At 73.0% G+C, this 12,626-nt stretch carries 11 protein-coding genes; 7 read left to right on the top strand and 4 right to left on the bottom strand.

Annotation, left to right across the window (positions count from 1 at the left end):
• The first annotated feature begins 121 nt into the window (after positions 1-121).
• Positions 122-784 carry a hypothetical protein gene (locus AB0K09_RS07350; protein ID WP_366064318.1) on the top strand — a complete coding sequence of 221 codons (663 nt, stop codon included), beginning with the start codon at positions 122-124 and terminating at the stop codon, positions 782-784.
• Here AB0K09_RS07350 and AB0K09_RS07345 read toward each other — a convergent pair.
• Positions 770-1,573 (bottom strand): SGNH/GDSL hydrolase family protein, encoded by an 804-nt coding sequence (locus tag AB0K09_RS07345; protein WP_366064317.1) that lies wholly within the window; start codon positions 1,571-1,573, stop codon positions 770-772. The two genes, AB0K09_RS07350 and AB0K09_RS07345, sit on opposite strands and share 15 nt — an antisense overlap.
• A 291-nt stretch (positions 1,574-1,864) precedes the next feature.
• Here AB0K09_RS07345 and AB0K09_RS07340 point away from each other — a divergent pair, with 291 nt between their 5' ends.
• From AB0K09_RS07340 to AB0K09_RS07315, 6 genes are all read left to right on the top strand, one after another.
• Entirely contained in the window at positions 1,865-2,308 is a 444-nt protein-coding gene (locus AB0K09_RS07340) for a hypothetical protein (RefSeq protein WP_366064316.1), read from the top strand.
• Between the two features lies 1 nt (position 2,309).
• Positions 2,310-3,404 carry a GNAT family N-acetyltransferase gene (locus AB0K09_RS07335; RefSeq protein ID WP_366064315.1) on the top strand — a complete coding sequence of 365 codons (1,095 nt, stop codon included), beginning with the start codon at positions 2,310-2,312 and terminating at the stop codon, positions 3,402-3,404.
• Positions 3,405-3,811: 407 nt separating this feature from the next.
• The gene (locus AB0K09_RS07330) at positions 3,812-4,636 is read left to right on the top strand and encodes a glycosyltransferase family 2 protein (protein ID WP_366064314.1); all 825 of its coding nucleotides are present in this window, start codon (positions 3,812-3,814) and stop codon (positions 4,634-4,636) included.
• On the top strand, positions 4,633-5,682 hold the full coding sequence (locus tag AB0K09_RS07325; protein ID WP_366064313.1) for a glycosyltransferase family 2 protein: 1,050 nt from the start codon (positions 4,633-4,635) through the stop codon (positions 5,680-5,682). Before AB0K09_RS07330 ends, AB0K09_RS07325 begins: the two co-directional genes overlap by 4 nt.
• Positions 5,679-6,533, top strand: coding sequence for a polysaccharide deacetylase family protein (locus tag AB0K09_RS07320; protein ID WP_366064312.1), 855 nt, complete (start codon positions 5,679-5,681; stop codon positions 6,531-6,533). Before AB0K09_RS07325 ends, AB0K09_RS07320 begins: the two co-directional genes overlap by 4 nt.
• On the top strand, positions 6,526-10,173 hold the full coding sequence (locus AB0K09_RS07315) for a lipopolysaccharide biosynthesis protein (RefSeq protein ID WP_366064311.1): 3,648 nt from the start codon (positions 6,526-6,528) through the stop codon (positions 10,171-10,173). The genes AB0K09_RS07320 and AB0K09_RS07315 overlap by 8 nt, the downstream gene beginning before the upstream one ends.
• A 33-nt stretch (positions 10,174-10,206) precedes the next feature.
• On the opposite strand, the gene AB0K09_RS07310 is transcribed toward AB0K09_RS07315, so the two are convergent.
• The 3 genes from AB0K09_RS07310 to AB0K09_RS07300 form a co-directional block, all read right to left on the bottom strand.
• A complete protein-coding gene (locus AB0K09_RS07310; protein WP_366064310.1) occupies positions 10,207-10,842 on the bottom strand; it encodes a hypothetical protein in 636 nt (211 codons plus the stop codon).
• Complete coding sequence (locus AB0K09_RS07305; protein WP_366064309.1) at positions 10,839-11,093, bottom strand: hypothetical protein; 255 nt, start codon at positions 11,091-11,093, stop codon at positions 10,839-10,841. The genes AB0K09_RS07310 and AB0K09_RS07305 overlap by 4 nt, the downstream gene beginning before the upstream one ends.
• A gap of 112 nt (positions 11,094-11,205) precedes the next feature.
• On the bottom strand, positions 11,206-12,585 hold the full coding sequence (locus tag AB0K09_RS07300) for a xylan 1,4-beta-xylosidase (protein ID WP_366064308.1): 1,380 nt from the start codon (positions 12,583-12,585) through the stop codon (positions 11,206-11,208).
• Positions 12,586-12,626: the final 41 nt, after the last annotated feature.

Below are 12,626 nucleotides of genomic sequence, written 5' to 3'. Positions count from 1 at the left end.
TGTTCTCCGGCGAGGGCACGTGGGTGGGTGACACCGACCTCGTGCGCCGTTTTCCCGACCACCGCGAGCCGCCGCTCCGGAGGGCAGGCCGTCCCGGCGGCGGGCCCTCCTCGTGACCGGTGTGCTGATCGCACTGCTCGCGGTGGGCGGGCTGGTGTGGGCGCTGACGCGCGGCAGCGGCGCTACGGGCGGGAGCAAGGCGAGCGGAAGCGCCTCCGTGGGTACGGAACCGACGCCCGGCGGTGCCGGGACTCCCCAGGGCGCCTCCGCCTCCGGCGCCACCGGGGCCGCGTCCGTCGGGGTGACGGTGGCCGCGGAGCGCGACCACTACGCGGGCCCGTGCCCGGCGCCGGCCGCCGAGGCGCCCGCCTTCACGGCGACGTTCACCGTGGACCGCGTTCCGGCGACCGTCGTCTACCGGTGGGTGACGCGCGACGGAGGAGCGGAGCCCGGGTGGCGCACCCTGCGCCTCACGGGCTCCGCCCGGCAGACCGTCCGGCACGGTGTGACGGACCACCGCGCCGGGGACCCGGCCGAGGACTGGGCGGCCGTCGAGGTGAGGAGCCCCCGGTCGCTGACGTCCCGCCAGGTCCCCTTCACATGGGCGTGCGAGCCAACGCCGACGGGCGGGGCGTCCCCTTCGGGCTCCCCCTCGGCTTTCCCCTCGGGCTCCTCCTCGGCACACTCCACCCCCGGCGGCTCGCCGTCCGCCGGTCCGTCGAGCTCGTACGGCGGCTACCGGGGGTCCGGGGGCCCGCCCCCGGCATTCCTAGGCGGCCGATGAGAAGACCGGCAGGTAGCCGCCGGACTGCCCGGCGGCGGTCGGGTGGTACGACTCGTCGACGGGAAGGGTGACGCTGTTGAGCCAGGCGCTGCCCGAGCACAGCTCGTGCCCGGTGAAGGTGGTTCTGACGTCCGCGAACGCGAAGCCGTGGTCGGCGGCGCGCTTGGCGGTGATGGAGTCGAGCAGGTCGGCCGCGTTGTTGATGGCGTTCCGCTTGGTGTCGCTCAGACCGATGCAGAATCCGCCCGTCCGGTAGAAGCGCGGGTAGCCGAGGACGACGACGTGCGCGGCGGGGGCCTTGGCTCTGATCGCGCCGTAGACCTGGTCGAGCTTGGCCGGCAGCTCGTTCTGGGCGAAGGCACGGGCCTGGTCGATGCGCTGCAGACAAGACGCGTCGTCGCTCATGACGCAGGTGCTCATGGTGTCGCCGAAGCCGGCGTCGTTGCCGCCGATGCTGATGCTGACGAGTCCGGTGGCGCTGTTCAGCGGGCCGAGCTGGCTGCTCAGCACATCGCCCGTCCGGGCACCGGAACAGGCGGTGAAGGCGAAGGCGGAGGGGTGGTGGGCGGCGGCCCACAGGGCCGGGTAGGCCCGGGTGCTCCGCTTGCAGTCCCCGCTGGCCGAGTCGTAGCTCCCGGCGCCGACACCGGATGAATACGAGTCACCGAGGGCCACATAGGCGGGGGTCGCGGTGAGGGTCGCGGCCTGGGCCGCGCCCGCGCCGCCGAGGGCGACGGCGGCGGCGAGCACCAGTGCGGAGAGCGCACGCATGAGCGTGGGGGGCTTCATGGAACCTCCTTCAACGGGGGGCTTCTGTCACCCCTGTGGCGACAGGCCCCGCGTTGATTGGAGTGTCCACGTCAAAATCCCCAGCGCAAACAGTCCGTTGGGTGACAGTTGTATGTCGTGTCTATGACATGACGAAGAAAGTGGGTGACTATTCACCCGATCGACAGCTTCCGGTTGTGGCGAAACCCGTCAACGGGCCGCTTTTCGCACGGCCTTCACATCTTGACGTGCCTCCGCCCACTGCGCGACATTGAAGCCCGGCATCCGGCGCTTCGGGGGGCAAAGTCGCCAATGCAGAGCTTCACTGATCTCACCGGTCTCGAGGATCCAGCCGAACGCAGCGACATGGACGACAGCGACGGGCGGAGGCCGCCCGGGGATTCCCTCCCGGTGATCGCGGGAGCCGCCGCGGCGATCGCGGTGGCAGGTGGCGCGCTGGCGCTGGCGGACATCGGCTCTCCGCTGCGCGCGCCGTTCACGCTCTTCTTCCTGATAGTGGCGCCCGCGTGCGCGGTGGGGGCCGCGTTGCGGGGGCTCGATCCACTGAGCCGGGTGGTGGTCTCGGCCGGCGGTGCCGTCGCGGTCGATCTGCTGGTCGCGCAGGTGATGCTGGCCCTGCACGCCTGGACGGTGCGCGGCGGCGTCGCGGCGGTCGCGGCCGTCAGCCTGCTGCTGTTCCTGCTGGCGCAGGTGCGGCGTCACCGTGGTCGCGCGGCCAGAAGCAGGACCCCCTGAGGTGGACGTCAGCGTGTACCGGCCGGGCGAGCTCACCGCGGCCGACCGGGCGGCGTGGACGGCCCTGCAGTCACGGGCGGTCGAGGACGGCTCCCCCCAGCTCGCGAATCCTTTCCTCGCACCGGAGTTCGCGCTCGCCGTCGGCCGCTGCCGGCGCGGGGCGCGCATCGCGGTGGTGCGGGAGGACGGCGAGCCCGCGGCCTTCTTCCCCTTCCAGCGCACGCCCCTGGGCGTGGGCCGGGCCATCGGGCTGGGCGTCTCGGACGCGCAGGGCCTGGTGCACCGGCCCGGCTTCCAGTGGGACAGCCGGGAGCTGCTGCACGCCTGCGGGCTGTCCCTGTGGGAGTTCGACCACCTGGTCGAGGGGCAGAAGCCGTTCGAGGGGGCGGCGTCCGGGGCGTACGCCTCGCCGGTCATCGACGTCGACCAGGGGTTCGAGCGGTATCTGGCCGCCCTGCGCAAGCAGTCGCCGAAGTTCACCCGCACCACCCTGGCCAAGGAGCGCCGGCTCGGCCGGGACGCGGGTGCCGTGCGGTACGTGCACGACGAGCGCGATCCGGCGGTGCTGCGTGCCCTGATCGCCTGGAAGTCGGCGCAGTACCGAAGAACAGGGCGCAGCGACCGCTTCGCGCGCCCCTGGATCAGCCAGCTGGTCGAGCAGCTGTTCCACACCCGCACAGAGTCCTTCGCCGGGCTGCTGTCCGTGCTCTACGCAGGCGGCCGGCCGGTCGCGGCTCACTTCGGGCTGCGTTCGAGGACGGTACTGGCCTGCTGGTTCCCGGCGTACGACCCGGCGTTCGCGAAGTACTCCCCCGGCCTGGTGCTGCACGTGCGGATGGCGCAGGGGGCCGCGGCGGACGGGGTGGCCTATCTGGACCTGGGCCGGGGCGGCAAGGCGTACAAGGACTCCCTGAAGACCCGTGAGCTCAGCGTCTTCGAGGGCTGGGTGACCCGCCGCCATCCGGTGGCCCTGGGCCACCGGGCGCGGCGGGCGCCGGTGCGGGCGTTGCGCAACACCGTGCTGGCGCGGCCGGAGTTCTTCGAGCCGGCCGACCGGCTGCTGAAGCGGATGGGGCGTCTGCGCGCAGGCGGTTGACGCGGCGGGAGCGCGGCATCCGCCGAGTGCGCCCCCAAAACACCGGCCGGATGCGCCGGGTTGCATCAGGCATAAAAACACCAAAGGAGGAGTCTCCGTCCCACCTCTTGCCATACAGTCTCAAGCTTCAATACCGTCGTACATCTACCCGCATCGGCCCATCAGGTCCAAGGCGGCTCCGGGGAGGGCTCAGCGCCGTCGGGATGGTGTCCGGAGCGGGGCGCGGCAGGGGGTGCCGCGCCCGGCCGTCAGCGTGCCGGGTCGCGCGCCGCGCGTGTCACGTGCCAACTCACCCTGCTCCCGCGGTGCTCCTGCCGTGCGGGCCTGGCGAGTACCCCCTTTTCGAACCGGACACACAAGCGGACCGCCTGGGCAGGGCGGTCCACCGGACGAGAGGGAAAAGACCGATGAGTGCGTTCCTGCGCCCGGCGGCCGGCGAAGAGCAGGAGGGCGCCGGCCGCTACCGTCCGGTGACCTCGCACTTCGCGATAGCGCCACCGGTGAGCGTCGTCATTCCCGCCATGAACGAGGCGGAGAACCTCCCGTACGTCTTCAAGACCCTTCCCGACTGGATCCACGAAGTGGTCCTGGTCGACGGCAACTCCACCGACGACACCGTCCGGGTGGCCCGCGAGCTGTACCCGGACGTCAAGGTCGTCGAGCAGCTCGGCAAGGGCAAGGGCGACGCGCTGATCACGGGCTTCGCCGCCTGCACCGGTGAGATCATCGTCATGGTGGACGCGGACGGCTCCGCGGACGGCGCCGAGATCGTCAGCTATGTCTCGGCGCTGGTCGGCGGCGCGGACTTCGCCAAGGGCTCCCGGTTCGCCAACGGGGGCGGCACGGACGACATGACGCTGATCCGCAAGCTCGGCAACCGCGTGCTGACGTCCGTCGTCAACCACAAGTTCGGCGCCCGCTACACCGATCTGTGCTACGGCTACAACGCCTTCTGGAAGCGCGTCCTGGACGAGATCGCCCTGGACTGCGCGGGCTTCGAGGTCGAGACCCTGATGAACATCAGAGTCGTGAAGGCGGGTCTACGGGTCCAGGAGATCCCCAGTCATGAATTCGTCCGTATCCACGGCACGAGTAATCTGCGGGCCGTGCGTGACGGGCTGCGCGTCCTGAAGGTCATCCTGCGCGAGCGGGGCACCGGTCGTCGCCGGGGGAACCGGCGGCACCACCGGCTCGCGATCGCGCCGGCGGCGAACCGCGGGGAAGTCTCTTGAGCACTGCACCGACCGGTCGAACCGGAACACCGGCCATCTCGGTGGTCATCTGCGTGTACACCGAGGACCGCTGGGGCGACATCCTCGCCGCGGTGGCCTCGGTGCGCGATCAGTCGTACCCGGCCCTGGAGACGCTGATCGTGGTCGATCACAACCCCGCCCTGCTGCGCCGGCTCGCCAAGACCTACGGGGACGACGGCGCCGGCGCGGCCTCCGGGCGGGTCCGGGTGCTGGCCAACGCGGGCCCCCGGGGCCTGTCGGCCGGCCGCAACACCGGCGTCGCCGCCTCGTCCGGCGAGGTGGTGGCCTTCCTCGACGACGACGCGGTGGCCGAGCGGGACTGGCTGCTGTACTTCGCCGAGGGGTACGCCGATCCGCGGGTCATGGCGGTGGGCGGCCGCACCCAGCCGGTGTGGGCCTCCCGCCGGCGCCCGGCGTGGTTCCCGGAGGAGTTCGACTGGGTCGTCGGCTGCACGTACCGCGGCCTGCCGCCCGGCCGGGTGGCCGTGCGCAACGTGCTGGGCGGCAACGCCTCGTTCCGCCGGTCGGCGCTGGAGGCGGTCGGCGGCTTCGCCAGCGGCATCGGGCGCGACGGGCAGCGGCTGCCGCTGGGTGGCGAGGAGACGGAGCTGTGCATCCGGCTGACCCGGGCCATGCCGGACGCGGTGCTGCTCATCGACGACCGCTCGGTCATCCACCACCGGGTGCCGGCGGGGCGCGAGCGCTTCGGCTACTTCCGTACCCGGGCGTACGCCGAGGGGCTCTCGAAGGCTCTGGTGGCGCGCAGCGTGGGCGCGCGCTCCGGTCTGCAGAGCGAGCGCCGGTACACCACGCGCGTGCTCCCCGCCGGGGTCGCGCGCGGGGTGCGCGATGCCCTGCTGGGGCGCGCCGGGGGCGCGGGCCGGGCCGGGGCGATCGTGACCGGGGTGGCCGCGGCCACCGGTGGCTATCTGCTGGGGAGCCTGCGGGCGCGCCGGGGCGGCGGCCGGTTCGCCGTGGCGGCGCTCAAACCCCCGGAGGGCGCGGCGGAGGGGGCGGTCGGATGAGCGCGGGACCGGTCCCGATCCTGATGTACCACGCGGTGGCGCACACCCCCGCCCGCGCGGCGCTGCGGCTGTCCGTCACGCCGGGGGCGTTCGCGGAGCAGATGCGGCTGCTGGCCGCTTTCGGCTTCACGCCGCTCACCACCGGGGAGCTGGCCACGGCCTGGCGCGAGGGCCGGCCGCTGCCGGCGAAGCCGGTGCTGATCACCTTCGACGACGGCTACGAGGGCGTGCACCGCCACGCCCTCCCCGTGCTGTCGGAACACGGGTTCGCCGCCACGCTGTTCGCGTCCACCGGCTGGCTGCGGGGGGCGCACGAGGCCGGTGGCGCGCTGGACCTGATGCTCAGCTGGGACCAGTTGCGCGAGCTGGCCGGGGCGGGGATGGAGATCGGCGGGCACAGCCACACCCATCCCCAGCTCGACCGGCTCCCCGACGACGAGCTCGCCTTCGAGGTCGGCCGCTGCCGGGAGCTGCTTTCGGCCGAGCTGGGCGTGCGGCCGGTGTCCTTCGCCTATCCGTACGGCTACTCCAGCCGCCGGGTGCGCCGGGCCGTGCGCTCGGCGGGCTTCGGGGTCTCGCTCGCGGTGGGCAACGGCCTGGCCGCGCGCCGGCAGGGGCCGTACGCCCTGGAGCGGGTGACCGTGCGGCGCTCGACGGGGATCGAGGAGTTCGAGCGGATGGTCGAGGGCCGCGCGGTCGGCCGCCTCTTCGCCCGGGACCGGGCGCTGACCAAGGGGTACGCCGTCGTGCGCAGAAGCCGGCAGCTGGCCGGGAAGGCGGGCTCCGCCGGACGGGCGGGCGTCGCGGGGAAGATCGGCGTCGTCAGGAAGGCAAGCGGAGCTCGTGTCTGACACGTCCACCCGGACCGAGGAACGGGCGGCGGAACCGGCCGGCCGGAAGCTGCGGCTGCCCGGCAGCGGCGGAAGCCCGCTGTTCCGCAACGCCTTCGCGCTGATGCTCAACACGGGCATCAGCGCGGTCCTCGGTCTGGGCTACTGGCTGGTCGCCGCCCGCTACTACAGCGAGGACGCGGTCGGCCAGGGATCGGCGGCCATCGCCGCCATGAAACTGCTCGCGGGCCTGGCCGCGGTCACCCTGACCGGGGCGCTGGCCCGCTTCATCCCGGTCGCCGGGCGGACCACCGGCCAGCTGGTCCTGCGCACCTACGCGGGCAGTTCGGTCCTCGTCGCCGTGGCGGCGGCCGTCTTCCTCCTCACGCTCGGCGTGTGGGGGCCCTCGTACCATTTCCTCCACGGGACGCTGCCGGGGCTGGGCTTCGTCCTCGCCGTGGTGGCCTGGTCGGTGCTCACCCTGCAGGACGGGGTGCTGACCGGGCTGCGGAGCGCGCCGTGGGTGCCGGTCGGCAACACGGTCTTCTCGGCGGCGAAGCTCGCGCTGCTGGTGGGGCTGGCGGTGGCGCTGCCGGCGACCGGGGTGTTCGTCTCGTGGGTCGTATCGATCGCGGTGTCGGTGGTGCCGCTGGGCTGGCTGGTCTTCCGGCGGCTGGTGCCCCGGCACGTACGGCTCACCGAGAAGACCGCGCGGCCCGCCCCCTACCGGGAGATCGGCCGGTTCCTGGCCGGGGACTGCACGGGGTCGCTGTTCTCGCTGGCCGTGGTCTACCTCGTGCCGGTGATCGTCGCCTCGCAGGTCAGCCCGGCCGACAACGCCTACTTCTACATCACCTCCACCATCGGCGGCACGGTCAATCTGCTCGCCATCAACATGGGCGCCTCGCTGACCGTGGAGGGCTCGCACGACCCGGCCCGGCTGGCGGAGAACTGCCGGGCGGCGCTGCGCCGGATGGCCAGGATCATGATCCCGGTCTGTGTGCTGCTCTTCGTCCTGGCGCCGTACATCCTGCGCGTGTTCGGGCGGGGTTACGCGGACGCGGCGACGCCGCTGCTGCGCTGGTTCGCGGTCGGGGCGGCGCTGCGGGTGGTGATGGAGGTCTACTTCGCCGTGCTGCGGGCGCAGAGCCGGACGGCCGGACTCGCCTATCTCCAGGGGCTGCTGTGCATGCTGGTGCTGGGGCTGACCCTGCTGCTCCTGCCGCGGATGGGGCTGACGGGTGCGGGGGTCGCGGAAATCTCCAGCCTGGCGGTGATCGTGTCGATCGCGGCGGTGAAGCTGCGCGGCGTCCTGCGGTCCGGGGCGCCGGCCGGTCCCGCCGCGGAGGCGGGGGCCGGGGCGGCGCCGGCCACCGAGCCGGCCGCCAGCGCCGCGCGGGAGACGGCGCCCGACGGCGACCTGGCGGACCTGGCCGTGCACGGTGACCGCCGGAAGGACCGCGACACCAGGACCGGGATCTTCGGGACGCGCTGGGCGCTGCGGGCGACGCTGGACGTGGACACGGTCCCGCTGGGTGTGCGGCTGGACTTCGACCATCTGGAGCGGCGGCCCGACGTCCGGCACGCCCCCGAGATCTCGGAGAACCCCCCGCTGCCGCCGCCGGCCCCGCCACCGGCCGAGCGCGCGGCCCGGCCGTCCCTGGCCGACCGGTTCACGCCCGAGGCCGGCGTCTGGCTGCTGCTGGCCGTCGCCGTGGCGCTGTACTGGGTGCCGCTGGAGGCCGTGGGCGACGTGGACCTGGACGGCATGGGCGGGCTGGGCCTGGTCTCCGTGCTGCCCGTGGTGACGCTGCTGGGCGCCGCCCTGCTCGTGTTCGCGTACGCGGCCGCGCTGTCGCTGGACCGGCCGCGTGCCATGCTGTTGGGCGCGGTGCTGCTGGTGACGGTGGTGTCGCTGCACGCGGTGCCCGCGCTGCTGGAGACGGAGCCGCGCTTCGCGACGGCCTGGCAGCATCTGGGCTTCCTGGACTTCATCGACCGCACGGGTGTCGCCGCGCCGGATCTGGACGCGCGCTGGAGCTGGCCCGGCTTCTTCGCCCTGGCCGCGTTCGCCGCCCGGGCCTGCGGCGTGGACGACCTCACCGAGGTGCTGCGCTGGTGGCCGCTGGCGACGCAGTTGCTCACCCTGGCGCCGCTGGCGCTGCTGCTGAGAGCCGTGCGGGCGGGCTGGCGGGCGAAGTGGACAGCCTTGTGGCTGTTCGCGCTGTGCGGCTGGGTCGGGCAGGACTACTTCTCGCCCCAGTCGCTCAACTATGTCTTCTACCTGCTGTTCGTCGCCGTGCTCCTGGTGTGGTTCCGCTGGCCGGGCCAGCTGCGCGGAAAGCGGCTGCCCGGTGAGACGGAGCCGGCGCCGGCCGGGCGCGGCGAGCGGGTCGGGCTGCTGGCGCTGCTGATCGCCCTGTTCGCGGCCTCGGTGGTCAGCCACCAGCTGACGCCGTTCGTCATGCTGGGCGTGCTGACGGCGCTGGTGCTGCTGCGGCGGTCCATGCTGCGCGGGCTGCCGCTGCTGTGCGGCGTGATGCTGCTGGTGTGGGTGGGGTTCTTCGCGGAGCCGTACTGGTCGGGGCACTTCCAGGAGCTGTTCGGCGGTCTGGGTTCTCTCGGGGGCAATGTCTCCTCCTCGGTCTCCGGCCGGATCCAGGGCGGCAGCAGCACGCACAAGCTCGTGCTCTACACGCGGGTCGCGCTGGCCGGCGCGGTGCTGGCCGCCGCCGCGCTCGGCTGGTGGCGGCGCCGCCGCGCCGGGGTGGGCGACCGGTCGCTGCTGGTGCTGACCTGTGTGCCGTTCCTGGCCTTCGGCTTCCAGTCGTACGGCGGCGAGGTGGCGCTGCGGGTCTTCCTCTTCGCGCTGCCCGGCGCCTGTGTGCTGGCCGCGCTCGCCTTCTTCCCGCGCGCCGCCCGCCCGCGGGCGGCGCCGCTGACGGTCGCGCTGACGGCGGTGACCGGGCTCGTCCTGCTCTTCGGCTTCCTGGTGGCCCGCTGGGGCAACGAACCCTTCGAACGGGTGCGCACCGGCGAGGTCGCCGCGATGGACTACGTGTACGCGCGGGACCGGCCGACCGTCCGGCTGCTGTGGATGAGCAGCGACACCGTCAACAACGTCACCCCCGCGATTCCCTGGGGCGCCCGGGACATGGAACGCGTGCTCTACGAGCCGACGCTCGCCCCGCGCGACCCCGCGCGGGCGGCGGACCTGGTGGCGGCGCTGCGCAAGGCCGGCCCGAATTCGCTGCTGATGGTCAACCGGGGCCAGTCCGACTATCTGGAGCTGAGCGCGGGCTACGCCCCCGACTGGGAGCCGCGCGTGCGCCGCGCCCTGGACGGCGATCCGGAGCTGCGCCGGGTGTACGGCAACGACGACGCGGCGCTGTACGAGCTCCGGGAGCGGCCCGCGGGGGACGTCCCGGAGCCGCGGCCGGGTCCGGCCGGGCCCCGGGTGACGTGGACCCCCGTCTCCGTGGTGGGCGGTCTGGCGGCGCTGGCCCTCCTGGTGCTGCTGACGGCCCGCGAGCTGCTGCGGGTGGGCTCGCCGCCGGGGGTGCGGCAGCTGCGGCGGACGCAGATGTCGTTCTGGTTCGCCATGCCGCTCCTGGCGGTGGTGCTGGCCGTCATGGTGCAGCGGCTGGTCACCCTGGTCTGAGCACGGCAGGAGGGTTGCGGCGGGGACGGGTCGTCAGAACAGCGCGCGGTAGCACAGCGCCGCCACCGCGCTGCTGCCCGGTGCCGGGTCGCGGGGCCGGTGGTGCGGGACGACGTGCCCGTTCAGGGCGGTCACGCCCGTGCGCGGGTAGCTGACCGGGATCCCGCCGGCGCGGTCCCAGGAGGGGTCGTCCTCCAGCCGGCCGAGCCGTTCCATCGTGCTGCCCACGAGGTCCGGGTGGAGATGGAGCGGGGTGACGGCGCCGTAGGCCGCGGTGAGCAGGGTGAGGTCGCACTGTTCGGTGTCGACGTGCAGCAGGACCCGGTCGTCGCCCTCGTAGTAGCCGTAGGCGGCGAAGGTGGGGACGAGCAGCCGCCCGGTCAGCTCCCGGGCCGCGCCCACCAGGGCGAGGTGGACCCGGGCGAGCAGCGGGCCGCCGGCGGCCGGTATGCCGGGCCCGGGCCGGCGACCGTCCGCCAGGGGGGTGCGCGGGCCCCGTGCGGGGACCTTGGCGTGGGGTCTGCGGGCACGGGCCTCGGCGGCGAGGGCGTCGGCGAGCCGCTCGTCCCACAGGCCCGGGAGTCCGACGTACCCCTGGGCGGTGAAGGCGCGTTGTTCGGCGCGGGTCACGGTGGTGCGGGCCAGTGCGGCCCCGGTGGGCCCGGTCACGGCGAGGTCGCGTTCGGCCAGGAGGGTTCCTCGGTGTAGTAGGCCCATTCGGCATCGGGCGGCAGGGTGAGGGATCCGGCGAAGGAGAAACCGTCCGCCAGCGGAACGCTGACGCAGTCGCCCAGGTGTTCCTCTATCGCACTCCGTGTTTCGGGAGCGGCTTTGGCCATGGCGATGACTTCTCGTGGCAGCACGTAGTAGTTGTCGTCTGCATCGACGATGACCAGGGCCTGAGCCGCTTTTCGTGGCACGGAAAATCCTTTCGCTCCGGGGAAATCCGGGATGCCGCGCTCGCAGTGTTGCGGCGCCCGGGCCGAAAAGGCAACGGCCCGGACGGCTGCCCACCCGGCGCATGGAACCGCCCTATCCCAGCCAGCGGACCTCGTACGCCCCCAGGTCCAGGGTGCGCCCGTCGACATGGGCGGTAATGCCCCGGTCCTGGGTGTTCACGACCAGCAGCGTCGAGCCGGAGGCGAGCGCGCGGACGTTCGGGGCATCCGCCTCGGGAACATCGACCGCACGGAAGTGCGTACCGGGCGGAAAGGATTTCGAGAATCGGGAGATGAGGTCGAACATGGGCAACCGACCGCCACCGTCGGCGAGTTCGGTGCTGCGCCACAGACAGCCGGGACAGGACTCGCCCTGTTCCTCGGGATTCCAGTAGAAGGCGCCGGCGACTCCGGAAGAGGCCAATTGCATGAGAGCGGTGGCCTGCACGGCGACCCGGTGCTGTTCGGTCCAGCCTTTGCGGTCGTCCTGGGCGTCGGCGGGTTCGACATACCACTCGGCCCACCACACCGGCAGGCCGGTCGCCTTGCTGAGCCAGGCGGTGACGTCGGCGAACTTGGTGGTGGCGGAGAATTCGTCGGGCAGCAGCCGGCTGCCCTCGCGGGTGTAGCTGGAGCCGTCGACGACGACGAAGTCGGCTCCGGCCCGGTGCCGGTTCCAGTACTCCACGGCGTCGAGGGCGCGCTGGTCGACCACGCCCCAGGGGCCGCTCAGCGAGGAGGCATTGGAGGCGGTGGCGGGCGCGTCGCTGTCCATGACCACGTACGGACCGCCGACCAGGGCCTTGCTGTTCTGTTTCTTCACCTCGGCGTAGACGAGGTTGTAGAGCTCGGTGTACCCCTCGTAGTCCCAGCGCTTGCGGGAATCGTCGTAGAAGCCCTTGAACTCGTTCCAGACGATGAAGTGCCGTACGTCCGGGTAGCGCTTGGCGACGACCCCGGCGAGGTGGGCGAAGTCCTTGTAGTGGGCGCGGTCGGGGGCCTTCTCCAGGGACTTCTGGGACCAGTCGGTACCCGGGCCGCCGCCCTTCATCCAGTCCGGGGCGCAGCACAGGGTGAGCACGGGGGTGCCGTGGGTGGCCCGTACGAGGGCGACGCGCCGGTCGAGGTCGGTGAAGTTGTAGCTGCCGGGCCGGGGTTCGGGGTTGTCGACGCCCCAGCCCATGATGTGCTGGTTCTGCGGCAGGCGGGCATCGGAGAGCGCGGCGGCCGCCGTCTTGCGGGCGGTGTCGTTGCCGAGGTCGGCGCTGTACTGGGTGTGCGTGAAGCCCCAGCCGATGTCGGCGGAGCGGCTGCCGGAGTGCTGGGAGCCGCCCTTGGGGTCGTCCCACCGCCAGCCGCCGACGCGCACGGTGACCAGTACGGCCAGCGCGACGGCGGCGGCGGTGAGCAGCACGGCGACCCGCCACCACCGCTGCCGGGGCAGTGCCGCCCGAATTCCACCGTGACGTCCCATCACGGCCAGGGTAACCGGGCGCACATCGCCACCGTGGCGTC

This window comes from Streptomyces sp. NPDC049577 (assembly GCF_040675635.1).
In the GTDB taxonomy this organism is placed as follows: domain Bacteria; phylum Actinomycetota; class Actinomycetes; order Streptomycetales; family Streptomycetaceae; genus Streptomyces.
Note: the sequence above shows the minus strand (reverse complement) of the source record. Positions and strands in the feature narration are given on the sequence as shown.